The sequence below is a fragment of the Flavonifractor sp. An112 genome, assembly GCF_002161085.1.
Classification (GTDB): Bacteria; Bacillota; Clostridia; order Oscillospirales; family Oscillospiraceae; genus Flavonifractor; species Flavonifractor avicola.
In genome coordinates this window covers 1-16,145 of the sequence record NZ_NFLU01000002.1, presented here as the reverse complement: position 1 = coordinate 16,145, position 16,145 = coordinate 1, and the positions used below count along the sequence as shown (strand labels likewise).

Below are 16,145 nucleotides of genomic sequence, written 5' to 3'. Positions count from 1 at the left end.
ATGATCAAAACCATGACGGCCAGGATCAACGGCCAGACCTATCAGCTGACCCAGGAAGAGGGCAGCGGCGACTGGGTGGTACAGATCCAGGCCCCTGCGCTGTCCAGCTATAACCAGGAGGGGCACTATTACCCTGTGGAGCTCACCGCCACCGACGAAGGCGGCAACTCCACCACCATTGACGATGACCATTCGACGTTTGGCACGCAGCTGCGCCTGCAGGCCAAGGAGCGGGAGGCCCCGGTCATTACCATTACGTCTCCCACCGCGGACGCTCATCTTGGCACGGCTGCGCCCGTGGTCACGGTCAAGATCACAGATAACGATTCCGGGGTGGATCCTGACACTGTGGTGATCAAGGTGGACGGCGCACCGCTGGAGGCATCCGGCGAGGCCACAGACGGCGGGTATCTGTTCACCGCTTCCGCGTCCGGCCTGGAGGACGGCCCCCACACCATTACGGCGGACGCTGCGGACCACGACGGCAACGCCGCCCAGCAGGCTTCCGTCACCTTCACCACGGATACCGTGCCGCCGACCCTGAATGTCACGGCGCCTGTGGAGGGCTTCAAGACCAACAACAGCAAGCTGGTGGTCAGCGGCGAGACCAACGATGTGACTTCCGGCCCCGTCACGCTGACGGTCAACGATACCCCGGTGGTGGTGGACGAGGGCGGTACCTTCTCCACCCAGGTCACCCTGACCGAGGGTGAGAACCGGATCACCGTCAAGGCCACCGATGCGGCGGGCAAGCAGACCGTCATCACCCGCACCGTCTATCTGGATACCAACGCCCCTGTATTCATCAGCGTATCCATGACGCCCAACCCCGTGGACTGCGGCGCCACCTTCGTCCTGCGGGTCAAGGCTACCGATGATTAAGCGGATCTGGGGCAGCTGTGACGGCGCGGAGATCCTGCTCCGGCAGGGTCAGGAGGGGCTGTGGGAAACCACAGTCCCCTCCAGGCCCACCGGGGAGTATACCGTAGCCCTGTGGGCAGAGGATGACGCGGGCAACCGCAGCTATTTTTGCTCCATCCTCATGACTTACGACATCACCCAGCTGTGCTGCAGGGTGCAGCTGCTGGAGGTGGGCGCGGACTGGTCCACGGATCAGGTGGCGGCGGTGCTGTCCCGGCGTGAGATCTCTGCCCGGCTGCTGCCGGATCCGGTGGGGATCACGGTGGATCTCCATGAGGTCGCGGTGGAGCTGATCCGCTGCCAGCTGTGTGGGAGGTGAGTTTCGGTGCAGGAGTTCAGAATGCTGCTGGGGGAACGCCGGCGGCTGACGCTGCAGGTTACCATCCGGGACAGTGACGCCTTTACCATCCGGGACGCCACCTGGCGCCTGGAGGGCGGCGGCACCTTGGAGGAGGGCGTGGCTGAGATCGTGGATCACAACCTCCGGGTGGAGGTGGAGCCCAAAACCACCGGTCTGTATCAACTGACGGTGACCTTCTCGGTGGGTACCGAGGTCATCAAAAAGCGGGTCTCCATCCAGGTGGGCAAGTGAGGTGAGCGGTATGGCGGACCGGTTTTCCCCGGTGATCCTGGCGGTCTCCATTCTGCCCAACCCGGTGGAAGTGGGTGGGCGGATCGCGGTGCGCGTCCAGGCAACGGACAGCGCCAGGGTGATCCTGCCGGGCGGCGCCTTTGCCCGGCTGCGGGATGGAAAACGCCTGGCGGTGAGGAGGGATAGTATGGCAACCGAATATGAGCTGGCCTGCACAGGCGCTGAGCTGGACGAGGCTGTGGCCAATGCGGCCAGCTGCGTCGAGGCCCTGGATGGCCTGGCTGAGCTGCTGGAGCAGGTGGTGGGGGTGCCGTCGTGAGTGGGAACCTGACGCCGTATATCTCGCTGCTGTGCGGGCTCCGGGATGACCTGGCCGAGAATCTGACCCGGATGGGAGTATCGGCCACCGCCGATGAATCCCTCCAGACGCTGATACCCAAAGTGCTGCGTATCGCCCAGGGTGACACCTCCCTGCAGGTCTTCCAGGCGGCTCTGACACCGGAGTTTGACGTCTCCTATGGCTTTTTTGGCCCCGGTGAGGTGGCTGAGTTTACCGGCATGTGCAGCATCACAGCCCTGTGCAGGATCCGGGCGCTGCGTGTGGAGATCACAGGGGATGGGGCTGCCACACTGACCGTGGAGGCCCCCGGATGGACGGTACAGACAGGCACCGGGGTGACTGCGGTCTATCAGCCTGCCGGGGGCATGACCCGCTTTGACGGCCAGGATGCCCTGGACGGCATCCGCATCCACGGAGACGGGGAGACGTCGGTCACCGCCACCATCCGGGTGATTGCTGTGGGAGAGGAGGGCCTGACCCTGTCGGCCACCGGCTCCACCGCCCTGGTGTTTAAGTATGGAGCGACCTGGGACGTGCTGGAGGCCCTGGGATATACCTGGGGCGGCCTGGAGGGAAAGACCTGGTACGAGATTGAGCATATCGGAAAGCCGGACGCGGGGTGAGACGATGGCCAAGCTGACAGAATTGGCAGAGGAATATCGGGAGGCCGCTGTGCGGCTGCGGCTGGCCATTGAGGACCGGCAGGAACAGGCGGCACAGGGAAACTCCGTCGCTGCCCGGGAGCTGGCGCTCCTGCGGCAGATGCTGGCGGAGATGCGGGACCTGCGGCAGCTCACCCAGGGATATTACACCCGGCCCAGGGACGGGACGTATACCACCTCCAATCTCCGGGCGCCCCGCATGGACATGAGTAAAAAATGAGCCAGGCCAGAGAGATCAAAGCCCAGGCCAAGTCCCTGCGGGAACAAAAGGCGGCCCTTCAGACTCAGCTGGAGAAAGCCCAGGGCCGGGAGGCCCGGGCCATCCGTCTGGAGCTGGCCCGGATCGGGGAGGACCTGGTGGACTGCTCCCGGCAGCTGCGGGAGCTGATGCCCCGGCACAAGATCAGCCGGGGCAGGACCTGGTCCGGGCTGGAGGGCTGGCAGTGGGATAAGCTCCAGTACCAGACCTGGGCAGAGCTGGAGAGTGCCGAGGACCCGGAGGGCCCCACCGAGCAGGACAAGATGCGCCTGGCTGTTCGGGCGGCCCGGACGGGTATCAGCCCCACCCAGGAGGCCTATCTGGCCGGTACCGACGGGGGCAGGAGGCAGGCCCAAGTGGCCCGGGATGCGGGGAAGAACCGCTCCACCGTGTGCCGCACCCTCCAGCGGGGGCAGCGCCACATCGAGGCGGATGCCAGGGCCATCTATCAGCTGCTGGGCCGCCAGGAAGGTGGCCCCCTGGTGGTGGACCTGGGGGATCCGAAAGTGCTGAAGATGGTGCTGGACCGGCTTACTCAGCGGCAGCAGACCTATCTGTACCTCTACTATGGTGAGTGGCTCTCCCTGCGGGAGATTGGCACCCTGCTGGGTGTGGATCACGCTTCGGTGCTGCGCTCCATCCGGTGTGGCCTGAAGCGGCTGGAGAGCCTGGCTCTGGGGGAGCAGGTGGAGGTGCGGGGGTTGGACAGCCTGGAGGAGCGGCTCATGGCCCACTTCAACGACCTGCCCCCGGAGGAGGGACCACGGGAGAAGCGGACCTACCAAAAGCGGAGCAAATCCACCCCCAAGCCTGCGCCCATCCACCTGAAGGACCGGCTTCTGCGCTTTGTGCGGGGCGGTCAGGTGCGGACGGTGGGTGCAGGAACAGAAGCGCCTGAGATCCGGACGGAGGGCTGGAGCTCCGGAAAGCTGCTGGCCTGGCTGGAGGGGCAGGGGGGAGGCCGACGGGAGCGGGCAAGCTGGATCCGCAAGCTGTTGTATCACTTATTTGCATGGATCAGGAGGGATTTGGATGTTGACCATTATTGAGATCGCGGCTAGAGAGGACGGAGGCCACGGCCTGCAGAGCCAGAGCCACCGGACCGAGTGCTGGCTGGAGGGGTGGATCGCAGTGCCGCCCCAGTTGGAGAAGGCAGCCTGGGACTGCTGCGGCTACTGTGACCTGAAGATCGAGGACGGCGTGCTGGTAGACCTGACCCCCGGGCAGAAGCCGGAACCGGCGGAGGAGCCGGAGCAGGCGCCCACGGAGATGGAGCGGCTGCGGGCGGACGTGGACTATCTGGCCATTATGACGGGGGTGGAACTGTGAACGTATATGAACTGGCCCAGAAGTATTATCCCAAGCTGTGGGACAGAACCCGGATCGAGGCCCTGGCGGCGGCAGGCAAGCTGACGGAGGACCAGGCCAGGGAGATCACCCAGGAGCCCAACGCTGAATAGGCGTGGCAATATGGAAAGGAGAACAAATATGAACACGAACCTGAATGAACTGGTAGTCGCCATCTATGCCCGGGCGGCCATGGACCGGCGGGAGACCGGCGTGTCCGACCTGAGCGTGGCGGCCTCCAAGATCCGCAACAACATCCGCCATGGCAGGGCCGTGGACCCGGTGGAGGGCATTCCCGCCAAGTACATCCCCGACTTTGCCGCCCTGCAGGCCCGGGAAAAGGCTATGGGCGAGGATGCCTTTGCCCAGGCCTGGACGGCCATGAATGCCCGGCGTCAGGCGCGGTATACCGACCTGTGCAGGCTGTGGGAAGCCGGTGACTATGACGACATGGTGCGGCTCATGACCGAGTACACCCCCATGCCCCTGGTGGAGGACAGAAATGAGTAACAGCCCGCTGGTGACTTACACCAGGCTGTCCCCCAACTGCAACAAGCCCCGGAATCACGCCATTGATACCATCACCATCCACTGTACGGCAGGACAGGGGACGGCTCAGAGTATTCTGGGCCTCCCCAGTTTTACCGAGCACGACCCTGTAAACGGCTATTCCTGCAACTACGCCGTGGGGAAGGATGGGAGCATCGGCCTGTGCGTGGAGGAGGCCAACCGGTCCTGGTGCAGTTCTAACCGGGAGAATGACCACCGGGCCATCACCATTGAGGTGTCCAGCGAATCGGTGAGTCCCTATAAGGTCACCGAGCAGGCCCTGGCGGCTCTCATTGACCTGCTGACGGACATCTGCAAGCGGAACGGCATCAAGCGCCTGGTGTGGTCCAACAACAAGAGCGACCGGGTAAATCACCGGGGTGGGTGCAACATGACCTGCCACCGGGACTTTGCTGCCAAGGCCTGCCCTGGGGATTACCTGTATGCCCTGGAGGGGGACATCGCGGCAGAGGTCAACAAACGATTGGAGGAGGGGGAAGAAGTGACGCAGGAGCAGTTCAATGCCATGATGGAGGTCTACCTTACCCAGCAGCGCAGCAAAGAGAGCAGCAGCTGGTCCCAGGAGGCCTGGGAGAAGGCGGAGGCCGCCGGCGTGTTTGATGGCACCGCACCCCAGGCACCGTTGTCCCGGGAACAGGCCTCCCTGGTACTGGATCGGCTGGGCTTGCTGCCGGAGGGAGGTGGCTGACATGGAGCACATCAATACCTTTAAGGCGGCGGTGGCCGCCGTGTGCGCCGCGCTCACTGCCCTGTGGGGCTGGTTTGGCTGGGTGGTGGTGGCCTGGGTTGGGTGCATGATCATCGACTATGCTACCGGCTCCGCCGCAGCCCTGCGGGCAGGGGAGTGGTCCAGCAAGTCAGCCCGGGACGGAATCTGGCACAAGCTGGGCAGCGTGGTGGCCGTCATCGTGGCTGCCATCCTGGACACGGTCATCGGTCACCTGCTGGCCCATGTGCCGGGGGTGGAGCTGCCTTTTACTTACACGGTGCTGCTCTGCCCCCTGGTAGTGATCTGGTACATCCTCACCGAGGCCGGTTCCATCATCGAGAACGCCGGCGCCCTGGGTGCGCCCATCCCGTCCTGGCTCACCAAAATGATCGCAGCATTGGAGTCCAAGGTAGATCAGGCGGGGGACAATATGTCATCTAAAGAATGATAAACTCAAACAGCCCTTCGGACTTTCCGGAGGGCTGTTTGAGTTTACATTGTTATATATACTATATGTATGGGTTTCGGATGCAACGCCGCCGGTGTAGTGGGATGCCGCATCATCGATTCTCCCCGAGAACGGCTGATTGCCATCCTTACCAACAGTTTTGTTCCATGCAATGGGCGATTTCCAACCCTGATTGCTCTGATCACCATGTTTTTTGTGGGTACGGCGGGAGGGTTGTGGCAGGGAATGGCATCCTCACTGCTGCTCACCGGGGCCATCCTGCTGGGCGTGGTTATGACCTTCGGCATATCTCATCTCTTATCCAATACGTTGCTGAAGGGGATTCCGTCGGCCTACGCCCTGGAGCTGCCGCCCTACCGCCGCCCCAGAGTGGGGCAGATTCTGGTACGTTCGGTGCTGGACCGTACGCTGTTCGTATTGGGGCGGGCGGTCGCCGTTGCCGCGCCCGCTGGTTTGGTGATCTGGCTATGTGCCAACATTACTGTAGGAGGAACCAGCATCTTGGGCTGGTGCACTGGTTTTCTGGACCCCTTCGGCCGGTTGTTGGGCATGGACGGCACTATTTTGATGGCCTTTATATTAGGCTTCCCTGCCAATGAGATTGTGATCCCCATCATTCTCATGTCCTATCTGTCCACTGGAACCTTACAAGATACGGGAAGCCTTGAGGCTCTTCGGGAACTGTTGGTGGTAAACGGCTGGACTTGGACCACAGCACTGTGTACCATGCTGTTTTCTCTGTTCCACTGGCCATGCTCCACCACCTGCCTAACCATCGCGCGGGAAACACGCAGTGTAAGATGGACGGTGCTGGCTGTGGTCATCCCAACAGCGCTGGGAATCTGCCTTTGTTTACTGACAGCCACTGCCTCAAGGATGCTGGGGGCAGTGTAAATAAGAGCTGACTGGAAGTTTTTTTAGGAAAAATCAAAATTAACTCTTTACAAACAGGGGGATGATTGCTATAATAATCTGGCACGTTAAAAGAACGTGTCAGATGCGCCCGTAGCGCAATTGGATAGAGCGTCAGATTCCGGTTCTGAAGGCTGGGGGTTCGAGTCCCTTCGGGCGTACCACGAAGAAATCCTGTAACCACAAGGGTTACAGGATTTCTTTTTTTGATTTTTTGGAAAAAACGCTTGTTGCTTATCTGCTTTGGTTGATTAGATGATGCCGATCATTTCTTAGCCTTTGCAAAAAAGCGGTCTGGATTTCCTGTGTCCAGGCCGTTTTTTCTGTTCTCACCGACGATGCCGGTTGCACTTTGGACTGCATTTTGTCTTCTTTCATAAAGAACTATTTATGCTGGATAAGGAGACAATCTTAAAATGGCTGATATTCTCTATATTGTAGTGCCCTGCTACAACGAAGAGGCCGTGCTGCCTGAGACCGCCCGGCGACTAAGGGACAAACTGGAGGCTCTGATGGCGGCGGACAAGATCTCGGAGAAGAGCCGGGTACTCTTTGTCAACGATGGTTCCAGGGATAGTACCTGGCGCATCATCCAACAGCTCCACAGGGAGAATCCGCTGTTCAGCGGCGTGGACCTAAGCCGCAACCGGGGACATCAGAATGCCCTGCTGGCGGGACTGATGACAGCGGCTGACCGCTGCGATATGGCCATATCCATGGATGCCGACCTCCAGGATGATGTGGACGCGGTGGATGCCATGGTGGAGCAGTATGAGAACGGCTGCGACATTGTGTACGGGGTGCGCTCTTCCAGGCAGAAGGATACCTTCTTCAAACGATTTACCGCTGAGGCGTTTTACCGGCTGATGAATCGTTTGGGTGCGGAGACGGTATTCAATCACGCCGATTACCGGCTCGTGTCCAGACAGGCGCTGGAGGGCCTAAGCCAGTTTCATGAAGTCAATCTGTTCCTCCGGGGCATCGTGCCTATGATCGGCTACCGTACCGGCACGGTGGAATACGAGCGGGGACAGCGGTTTGCCGGTGAGAGCAAATATCCCCTGAAAAAGATGCTCTCCTTTGCCATGGAGGGAATTACCTCTCTGTCGGTCAAGCCTCTCCACATGATCACCGGGCTGGGATTCCTGGTTTTTCTGGTCAGTGTGGCTGTGTTGATTTACTCCATGATTCGCTGGACCATGGGGGACACCATTCTGGGCTGGGTCAGCGTGATCTGCTCTGTATGGGCTATCGGCGGGCTGATTCTCCTGTCCCTGGGTGTGATCGGGGAGTACATCGGAAAAACCTATCTGGAGACCAAGGGACGGCCTCGGTTTCTGATCCGGGAGGTGCTGGAGGACCGGTAGCCGTCGGCCGTACCGATTAGGGGACGGCGGTGCTCAATGTCGATGACCATATTGGGCCCCAGAGAGGTAATGGCCACGATTCCGTCCGCGCCGCTCTCCCGGCAGGAGGCGGCAAAGCCTACGGGATCAGAAATATTGGCGTTCATTTTGACCCAGACGGGCTTTTTGGTGAGGCCCCGCAGCACTGCCACGATCCGCTTGACCTCGTCGAAGTCCTTGCCCACATACCGGGGAATGTACTCATATCCGGCCACCAGCGGCTCCAGCTGAGGGACCATCTGCTTCAGGTCTTCGTCGTCGTACCCCACACTGGCAATGATGGGCGTGTCACACTGATTGCGTACCTCGGGGAGGTATTCCCCGATCCATTGGGATGCGGGATGCTCCGACCAGGCTTCGGAATTGAAGATCATGGTCCGGTTGCCTGCGATACAGGGGCGGCCCACCTCCGCTGCTTCAGGGGCAATGGTCTTTGTTACGATGGCGCCCAGTCCCTGCCGGGCCAGATAGAGAATCCGTTCGGCGTCTCCAGTCAATGGGCCCGAGCCGGGGAGCAGGGGAGAAGAGAGCTTCAGCCCGGCGGCATTCGTGGAGATATCCATGAAAACTCCTCCTTTACTCAGCGTCTGCCACCCATGGTCAGATCCATAACAGCCTTGACTGTATGCAGTCTGTTTTCGGCCTCCTGATAGATGATGGAGTGAGGACCATCAATGACGGAGTCCTCTACCTCGTTGACCCGGTCGGCGGGCAGCGCGTGCATATAGATGCTGTTCTCAGAAGTGAGATCCATCAGCTCCTGGGTGCACTTCCAGGACTTATTCTTTGCCAGACGCTCCAGCTCCTCCTGGGTCAGGGTGGTGTTGCCCGCGCGCTTCTCATCGGTGGGAACCTTCTTGCTGTCGGCGTACCAGCTGCCCCAGTTCTTGGGGATCACCACATCGGCCCCCTCAAAGGCCTCACGGATGTTGTGGGTGATGCGGATGGTGCCGCCGTTCTTCCGGGCGTTCTCCTCCGCCTGAGCGATCACCCAGTCGGGCAGCTCGTAGCCTTCGGGATAGGCCAGGGTGACCTCCATCCCGTAGCGGGGGAAGAGCAGCGCCTGGGTGACGGGCACAGAGATGGGCTTTTTGTGGGTGGTGGCGTAGCACCAGATGATGGAGACCTTCAGGCCCTGGGTTTTGGTGCGGCCAAAATGCTCCTGAATGGTCATCAGGTCGGCCAGACCCTGCATGGGGTGGTACAGGTCGCACTGGAGATTCAGAACGGGCACTCTGGAATACTTGGCCATCTCACGGATGTAGGCGTTGCCCACGCCCCAGCCGCAGTGACGGCAGACAATGGCGTGACCGTAGCTGGAGAGGATCATCGCCGTATCCTTGGCGGAATCGCCGTGCTGGATCTGCATCTTGCTGGCATCCAGGAAGTGGGCGTGGGCGCCCAGCTGGGTGGCGCCGGCCTCGGTGGAGTTACGGGTACGGGTGGGCTCGTCAAAGAACATCATAAATACGGTCTCGTCCCGCAGGCTTGCGTGGGGAATCTTCCGAGCGAATTTCAGTTTCAGATCATAAGCTGTGTCCAGGCGGGTATCGATTTCTTCGTTGGTCCATTCCTGCAGAGTGATCAGGTGCTTGCCGCCCATAGAAGTTACCATAATATTTCCCTCCGTTTTAGACTGACTGATTGATCAAATTTGAGGCCATTTAAAACGAGCCTGTGGCTCGCATTAGTTTGATTAGTCAGTCAGATTTTCTGCGCTCATTATATGACAAAGCTCTTTTTGTGTCAATCTTCTATTCTGGACAAAAAAATCAAAAGAAATTTAGGCATTCAGACGGAGATATCGGCCCCGTTCCATACGATATCGCGATAACGCTGGGGATCAGTGTCGCCCTCGGTAGAAAAGAGAAGTACGCTGGAGGTTTCATCAAGGCCGATCGCCTCCCGCAACTCGCGGTACTCCGCGTTCTCCATCAAAGTGGCCAGCAGGCCCATTCCCACTGCGCCGCTTTCTCCGGAAACCACCTGGGGATCGCCTTTGCAGGGGGCGGACAGCATTCTCATACCTTTGGCAGCCACCCAGTCCGGGCAGGAGACAAAGAAGGAAGCGTGATTGCGCAGAATGTCCCAGGAAATTGTATTGGGTTCTCCGCAGGCCAGGCCCGCCATAATGGTTTGCAGATCGCCGTCCACGGTACGTAGCTGTCCGTCACCTGCCACGGCACCCCGGTAGAGGCAGTCGGCGGCCTGGGCTTCCATGATGATGGTTTTTGGGGAATTTTCGGGAAAGAGATTGTGGAAGAAGCCTACCACTGCACCAGCCAGGGAGCCTACCCCCGCCTGCGCAAAAATGTGGGTGGGACGGGCGGCGCCAAGGGACTTGAGCTGCTCGGCGGCCTCCATAGCCATGGTTCCGTAGCCCTGCATGATCCAGGCAGGGATTTCTTCGTAGCCATCCCAGGCGGTGTCCTGCACTACGACGCCGCGCTGGGTTTCCGCAGCCTCGGCGTCGGCAATACGTACACATTCATCATAGTTGACCTCCTCAATGGTGACCTTGCCACCTTCCCGGGCAATGTTGTCAAAGCGGGACTTGCTGCTGCCCTTGGGCATATGGACAACGGCCTTTTGTCCCAGGCGGTTGGCAGCCCACGCCACACCGCGGCCATGGTTGCCGTCTGTGGCGGTAAAGAAGGTGGCCTGTCCAAATTCTTGCTTGAGCTGGTTGCTGGTCAGGTAATCATAGCTCATCTCGTCTACAGATTTACCAAGTTCTTTGGCGATGTACCGGGCCATGGCAAAAGAACCGCCCAGGACTTTAAAGGCATTCAGACCAAACCGGTAGGACTCATCCTTAACAAACACATCCTTCAGCCCCAGATGTCCGGCCATACGGGAAAGCCTGGCAAGAGGGATAACAGCGTATTGGGGAAAACTCTGGTGAAATCTGCGGGCCCGCTGCACCTCATCCAGAGCCATGACGCTCAGCTGCTGGTCCCCGCTTTTGGGCATTTTGTTGGCGCTCCACTTGATGACTTCCATAATGATCCTCCATTTCTGACGGCTTTGTGCCGGTGTATGGCAAATATATCACATCCCAGAGAATGAATCGACTAGTCAGTCAGTTTAATGGGTTTGATTTTTTACGACCGGTTTGATATACTGATGATACGAAATGGATGGCAGAAAAGAGGATGCCGATCATGGAATATAATCCTATGGAAGAAACGATCCTGGCTGCGGCGTTTGAGGTGGTAGACAGGGAAACACTCAACGGGACCCGTATGCGTTTGATCGCAGAGGAGGCCGGAGTGGTGCAGTCCAATCTCCACTACTATTTCAAGACAAAACGGGACTTGCTGCTGGCCCTGCTGCGCTATATCCAGAAAAACTTTTCAGAAAAGCGAGAGGCGGTACTCAACCAACACTCTAATACCCTGGCAGACAAGTTGGCTGGCTTCTTTGAGCAGAAAAAGCAGATTATTGAGGAAGAACCTCAATATGACAGAACCCAGTTTGACTATTGGTGCATGGGACGGGTGGATCCTGAGATCAATGAGGAGTTCTATCAGTCTTATGAGATTTGGAGAAAGCATATTGCAGAAACCATTCGTCTGTATGATCCTGCAGTAGAAGCGGAAACAGCCGCCCTTCTGGCTCATATCATGGTTTCCATGATGATGGGAGAGTCCCTTCAGGTGCTGAATTCCAAGCTGACGGTAGATTTGGACCTGTATGCGTCCCTCTGTTGTGATATGCTCATGGAATACCTTCATACCGCTCCATCAACTGTACAGGCATGATAAAAGCGCCCCCGGAAAGAATCTCTTTCCGGGGGCGCTCTCTGTATAGGAACCAATCAACCTGCTTGATGCAGCTTGTTTAGCTCCAGAAGGATCAATTTTGTACATACCTCAAAATAGCGATCCAAATCAAAGTCGGCTCGGTTCATAATCTGCATGACGGCGCCTACGAACATGGATACCATAATATAGCCCAGTGCCCGCTGGGTTTCGGCGGGAATTTCGGGATAAGCCTGCGCGATCAGGCGGATGGCCTGTTCCCGCCAGCCCTCATAACTCTCGTCAAACAACTCCTGCATCTCCGGCTCTGTATGAGCATACAGCCAGAAATCGATCTGTACCGTTTCATAGCGCCAGTCTTCGTCCAACAGGCGTCTGGGCTCCTGGAAGAAATGCGCGATCTGACTTTCAACAGGTGTATCCGGATCCATAGCATCCTGCTTGCGGCGCTCTGTAAACGTATCCTGAATCATGCAGAAGAGTGCCTTCATCAGTGCATCTTTTGTTTTAAAGTGATAGTGCAGATTAGACTGGGACATTCCTGCTTCTTCAGCGATCAGGTGCATCCTGGTTCGGCTGATGGTTTCCCTTGCTACGACCTCCAGGGCCGCGTCCAATATGGTTTTTTCCTGTGGTGTAACCTTCATCTTTCCCACGCCTTAGTTCCTTTTTTTATCATTTTATCGTTTTAGGTGAAGCCTGTCAAGGAGCGGGGCCCTGGTTACAATGGCCCGGAAGGTCGGATGAGTCCTCCGACAGTAGGATGCCTATCAGGTTTCTCCGGGCAGCAGCTCAAACTCCAGAAGCTCCTGGCTGGTCTCCCGCTCCGAGGCATCCAGTCCCCGGCCGCCCACCATCACTTCGCCTACCTGATTGTCATAGGGGTCCTGCCGCCAATCCTGCATGGGCGGTGTCAGAGGCGCCTGGAAGGCGCTGTTTGCCACCATACGCCAGGGGTCCAGGCTGCCGAAGTAGTGCCGGCGGCGCTCGGTCTCTCCATTGCGCCGGGCCGAGGAGCCAAAGGAGCAGTCTGCCCACAGCCAGCCATGGGGCGCCAGATAGAACATGGCCCAGTCGTGGGGGCCAACACTGTCGGGCCGGACGGCCAGGCCGCTCTGCCACCGGGCGGGGATGCCCGAGATACGGCACAGGGTGATAAAGAGCAGGGCAAATACGCCGCAGTCTCCCCGCAGGGTCTTGGCGCACTGGTCGGCGATACAGTCCAGTTGGAGGTAGGCGGGTTGGTAGCGGTAGTCCACTTGGCCGGTCACATAGTCATAGATAGCCCGGGCTTTTTCTGCCGGTGTGGAGCACCCCCGGCAGATGTCTTTTGCAAGTGCCCGCAGGTAGGGAGTAAAGACGATGTGGGGAGCTTGCTCCTCCAGATCGAAGGTGGGCTGAACAGGGTCCAGCGGCAGTGTCATGGGGTCGGTATACTGGGCCCGAATGAGATAGCGGTAAGTTACGGAGAATGTATCCACCCCCTGTGTCCGCCACCACATGGTGCGCTGAGGGGCACATTCCGGAGCGGCTATGCCGCCGGGTGTGTGGTCCAGAATCTGAATCTGGCTCTGCTGGGGACAGGCGGCGGGGATGGGCAGCCAGGCCTGAACCTCTTGCCCGGTTACCGGCGCCAGGGAGCGGATGGTGGCCCGCAGCGTGATGCGGGCAGCAAGGGCACCCTCAGCCTCCATCCTGGCCAACACGGCGTCCCGGGCGGAGTGATCCTGGGGCTCCTGTATGAGACCGGGGGCTTCTTTGGGGTATATACGAAGGGACTCCAGGAACCGCTCCTGACACCGCAATTCTCCGTCGATCATGCGCCAGTCAATGCGCCCGTGGTCCACCAGAGTGTCAAACTGTTCCTCCGTGCACTGGGGCCACTCTGCGCGGATCATAGCCAGGGCCTCAGCACGGGAGTAGGGGTAGTCGCCAGGCAGACGGGTCAGCCGCAGCCGCTCCGCCTCCAGGCGGGGAGTCAGCAGAGGCTGGGTATGGCTGGCCAAACGCTGGTCGATGAGCCGGATGGCGCCTGCCAGGTCGCCCATCTCCTTCCGGCGGGCGATGTCTGCCGGCAGCGGATCGTTCAGGTGCAGAAAAGAGTCGTTTTTGGTCATATGGCAGGCCTCCATTTATGAATCTTTGGTGATATCCAGTCCCTGCGTTCCAATGTCTACAGAGCCGTCCTTCAAAGAGATGAAGGGGGAAAACTCTGCCGTCTCGTCCTCGTAGGTCAGACGGATGGTTGCGTCGGCGAAGATATCGCTGGCGTTGCACTGGAGGATAAAGGGCTGGCAATCCGGGTCCTGGTAGATCAGAATGGGTTGGGAGGTCTCCAGATCGTTGCGGTACAGGGACAGCTCCATACCCGTATATCTGGGGATCACCAGATAGCAGTCTCCGGCGGAGAGATAGTGAACAGGCAGGCTGTCATGATCCAGATAATGCTCCACATAGTAGTCCAGATCATCGATTTGCTGATATCCCAGGTAGGCCACGGCATAGTACTGTCCGTCCTCAAAGGGAATGGTATCCTGTTTGGAAGCCTCAGGCTGAGAGGTACAGCCGGAGAGAAGGCCCAGACAAAGGAGAAGAGCGGAGAGGCCACAGGTCATTTTTTTCATAGCGCATCCTCCAAATCTGCCAGCTGGCGGCATCATTCTGATTGATGTGGGCAAAGCCATTATAGCAGGAAAAACAGCGCTTTACAACGATAAAGAAACACACCCCCTGTACAGCAAATTGCCGTACAGGGGGTGTGTTTTCACTACCTTAAAGGGGCTTTTGCTTGTCGGTGAAAGGAGTTTGACCGGGCAGCTGCACGTCGGTGGAGAGCGGATACCGGGCCAGATATTTGTTGAAGCCGCGGCCATACTCGTCATCCCGCATACGGGTGAGCAGCTCCTCACGCTTGCCCAGAGCCCGTTCGCCGATGAGGTAGGCATATTGGATCTCGCCCCATTTTGCCATGCCCTCATAGATCTCGATTTCCTGGGCTTTGCCGTACAGTTTCAGGATGGCTTTGCTGTCCCAGTTGAGGTATTGCCAAATGTGGATCAGCTCATGGGCGATGGTCATGGTGGACTGCATCCGGGGCGCGCCGTTTTCCACCAGTATGGTATAGCCCTTTTTGTCCCGGATGGCTACGCCCAGCACTCTGCCGTCGCTCTTTCCGGTGGGAACAAAGCGCTTGCCCAGCCGCCGATGGAGCTTTTGCGCGTTGACCATCTCCACCCGGACCGACGCCGAGATCTTAGCGCCGTAGAAGATCTCCAGGTTTTGCACCACGGTTTGGTAGATGGCCCGGAATTCTTCCTCGGTTTTGACTGCCGTTCGGCTACAGGTAATACAGCGGTCCCGACCGTCCGAGAGGATCTCATACTCGGTTCCGGTCAGCTCTACGCCGCAGAAGTCGCAGCAGCGGCTGCCGTCCCGCAGGATATCCTGGCCGATCCGTTCGGCGGTGTCCCGGCCTGCCCGGGCCTGCTTGAGCTCGCTGTTGCCGAAGCCCAGGGCCTCCAGATAATCTCTGGTACCCTGTACGTCGATCTGTTCCGGCACCTGGGTACCGCCGTAGAGCAGGTAGCAGCGCAGGTGGTAGGGCTTGCGGGAAATGGGGCTTCCGCCGCCGGCCTGTACCTGTTCCGGCTCAAAGTGGAGGGTGTCCTGCTCAATCGGAGCCGGATTCTCCTGGATGGGAGCCGGGTCAGCATCTTCGGCAATTTCCTCGGCAGGAACATCCTGATCGGAAACCTTGTCGCCAGCATCAGGAACAGCGGCTTCCGCCTCGGCAGGTTGCTCAGCAGGCGGTTCCTCCGGGAGGGGAGAGGTGGATTCCGGTTCAGCGGCAGGAACATCCTGGTCGGAAACCACTTCGTCGGAGCGCTCCTCGATGACAGCATCAGGAACAGCGGCTCCCGCCTCGACAGGTTGCTCAGCAAACGGCTCCTCCGGAAGGGGAGAGGTGGGTTCTGGCTGTTTTGTCACGGAGGTATCGTCGGAAGGTGGGGCTTCGGTACCCAAGCCTCCCGGAGCGGTGCTCATGAGAGGCGGCATGGTGTTTTCCTTGGGCTTGCGGTGGAACAGCTTCCGGAAGAAGTTGCCGATCTTCTGGAACAGCCGTCTGAAGAAGCCCTTTTTCGGCTGCGGCTCTTCCTCGGCGGGAGGCGCGGTAAAGTCGGGGGGCTCCTGGGC

21 protein-coding genes, 1 tRNA gene and 1 pseudogene are annotated in these 16,145 nt (G+C 59.1%); 16 read left to right on the top strand and 7 right to left on the bottom strand.

From position 1 onward, the window contains the following. From B5E56_RS01550 to B5E56_RS01480, 15 genes and pseudogenes are all read left to right on the top strand, one after another. Positions 1–882 (top strand): Ig-like domain-containing protein, encoded by an 882-nt coding sequence (locus B5E56_RS01550; protein WP_087388073.1) that lies wholly within the window; start codon positions 1–3, stop codon positions 880–882. Continuing rightward, positions 875–1,240 (top strand): PF13754 domain-containing protein, encoded by a 366-nt coding sequence (locus B5E56_RS01545; RefSeq protein ID WP_087388071.1) that lies wholly within the window; start codon positions 875–877, stop codon positions 1,238–1,240. The genes B5E56_RS01550 and B5E56_RS01545 overlap by 8 nt, the downstream gene beginning before the upstream one ends. 6 nt (positions 1,241–1,246) lie before the next feature. After that, the gene (locus tag B5E56_RS01540) at positions 1,247–1,513 is read left to right on the top strand and encodes a hypothetical protein (protein WP_143383111.1); all 267 of its coding nucleotides are present in this window, start codon (positions 1,247–1,249) and stop codon (positions 1,511–1,513) included. 10 nt (positions 1,514–1,523) lie between these two features. Further along, a complete protein-coding gene (locus B5E56_RS01535) occupies positions 1,524–1,832 on the top strand; it encodes a hypothetical protein (protein ID WP_143383110.1) in 309 nt (102 codons plus the stop codon). Then, positions 1,829–2,476, top strand: a complete 648-nt coding sequence (locus B5E56_RS01530) for a hypothetical protein (protein ID WP_087388062.1) — start codon at positions 1,829–1,831, stop codon at positions 2,474–2,476. The genes B5E56_RS01535 and B5E56_RS01530 overlap by 4 nt, the downstream gene beginning before the upstream one ends. A 4-nt stretch (positions 2,477–2,480) precedes the next feature. Continuing rightward, a complete protein-coding gene (locus B5E56_RS01525; RefSeq protein ID WP_087388060.1) occupies positions 2,481–2,735 on the top strand; it encodes a hypothetical protein in 255 nt (84 codons plus the stop codon). After that, a complete protein-coding gene (locus B5E56_RS01520; RefSeq protein WP_087388057.1) occupies positions 2,732–3,823 on the top strand; it encodes a sigma factor-like helix-turn-helix DNA-binding protein in 1,092 nt (363 codons plus the stop codon). The genes B5E56_RS01525 and B5E56_RS01520 overlap by 4 nt, the downstream gene beginning before the upstream one ends. Next, on the top strand, positions 3,807–4,103 hold the full coding sequence (locus B5E56_RS01515; protein ID WP_242958721.1) for a toxin-antitoxin system toxin subunit: 297 nt from the start codon (positions 3,807–3,809) through the stop codon (positions 4,101–4,103). Before B5E56_RS01520 ends, B5E56_RS01515 begins: the two co-directional genes overlap by 17 nt. After that, on the top strand, positions 4,100–4,234 hold the full coding sequence (locus B5E56_RS01510; RefSeq protein ID WP_087388055.1) for an XkdX family protein: 135 nt from the start codon (positions 4,100–4,102) through the stop codon (positions 4,232–4,234). Before B5E56_RS01515 ends, B5E56_RS01510 begins: the two co-directional genes overlap by 4 nt. 28 nt (positions 4,235–4,262) lie before the next feature. Further along, positions 4,263–4,631 (top strand): hypothetical protein, encoded by a 369-nt coding sequence (locus B5E56_RS01505; protein ID WP_087388052.1) that lies wholly within the window; start codon positions 4,263–4,265, stop codon positions 4,629–4,631. After that, complete coding sequence (locus B5E56_RS01500) at positions 4,624–5,379, top strand: peptidoglycan recognition protein family protein (protein WP_087388049.1); 756 nt, start codon at positions 4,624–4,626, stop codon at positions 5,377–5,379. Before B5E56_RS01505 ends, B5E56_RS01500 begins: the two co-directional genes overlap by 8 nt. A 1-nt stretch (position 5,380) precedes the next feature. Beyond that, the gene (locus B5E56_RS01495; RefSeq protein ID WP_087388047.1) at positions 5,381–5,848 is read left to right on the top strand and encodes a phage holin family protein; all 468 of its coding nucleotides are present in this window, start codon (positions 5,381–5,383) and stop codon (positions 5,846–5,848) included. A 60-nt stretch (positions 5,849–5,908) separates the two neighbouring features. Continuing rightward, positions 5,909–6,763, top strand: a pseudogene (locus B5E56_RS01490) (nucleoside recognition domain-containing protein); the annotation flags it as partial. A gap of 105 nt (positions 6,764–6,868) precedes the next feature. Then, a tRNA-Arg gene (locus B5E56_RS01485) sits at positions 6,869–6,945 on the top strand. A 252-nt stretch (positions 6,946–7,197) separates the two neighbouring features. Beyond that, positions 7,198–8,148: a glycosyltransferase family 2 protein gene (locus B5E56_RS01480; RefSeq protein WP_087187478.1), complete on the top strand. Its 951-nt coding sequence runs from the start codon at positions 7,198–7,200 to the stop codon at positions 8,146–8,148. Here B5E56_RS01480 and B5E56_RS01475 read toward each other — a convergent pair. The 3 genes from B5E56_RS01475 to dpaL form a co-directional block, all read right to left on the bottom strand. After that, positions 8,088–8,750, bottom strand: a complete 663-nt coding sequence (locus B5E56_RS01475; protein WP_143382694.1) for a hypothetical protein — start codon at positions 8,748–8,750, stop codon at positions 8,088–8,090. The genes B5E56_RS01480 and B5E56_RS01475 overlap by 61 nt on opposite strands. 17 nt (positions 8,751–8,767) lie before the next feature. Next, a complete protein-coding gene (locus B5E56_RS01470; RefSeq protein WP_087388043.1) occupies positions 8,768–9,802 on the bottom strand; it encodes an ornithine carbamoyltransferase in 1,035 nt (344 codons plus the stop codon). 176 nt (positions 9,803–9,978) lie between these two features. Further along, positions 9,979–11,193, bottom strand: coding sequence for a diaminopropionate ammonia-lyase (dpaL, locus tag B5E56_RS01465; protein ID WP_206404951.1), 1,215 nt, complete (start codon positions 11,191–11,193; stop codon positions 9,979–9,981). A gap of 158 nt (positions 11,194–11,351) precedes the next feature. Here dpaL and B5E56_RS01460 point away from each other — a divergent pair, with 158 nt between their 5' ends. After that, on the top strand, positions 11,352–11,951 hold the full coding sequence (locus B5E56_RS01460) for a TetR/AcrR family transcriptional regulator (protein WP_158098636.1): 600 nt from the start codon (positions 11,352–11,354) through the stop codon (positions 11,949–11,951). A gap of 56 nt (positions 11,952–12,007) precedes the next feature. Here B5E56_RS01460 and B5E56_RS01455 read toward each other — a convergent pair whose 3' ends face one another. The 4 genes from B5E56_RS01455 to B5E56_RS14560 all read right to left on the bottom strand — a co-directional run. Further along, positions 12,008–12,598 (bottom strand): TetR/AcrR family transcriptional regulator, encoded by a 591-nt coding sequence (locus B5E56_RS01455; protein ID WP_242958749.1) that lies wholly within the window; start codon positions 12,596–12,598, stop codon positions 12,008–12,010. Positions 12,599–12,721: 123 nt separating this feature from the next. Next, complete coding sequence (locus B5E56_RS01450) at positions 12,722–14,068, bottom strand: transglutaminase-like domain-containing protein (protein ID WP_164496866.1); 1,347 nt, start codon at positions 14,066–14,068, stop codon at positions 12,722–12,724. Positions 14,069–14,083: 15 nt separating this feature from the next. Next, on the bottom strand, positions 14,084–14,575 hold the full coding sequence (locus B5E56_RS01445) for a hypothetical protein (protein ID WP_087187473.1): 492 nt from the start codon (positions 14,573–14,575) through the stop codon (positions 14,084–14,086). Positions 14,576–14,723: 148 nt separating this feature from the next. Further along, on the bottom strand, positions 14,724–16,145 hold a 1,422-nt coding region (locus B5E56_RS14560), incomplete at its 5' end, for a hypothetical protein (protein WP_343214220.1).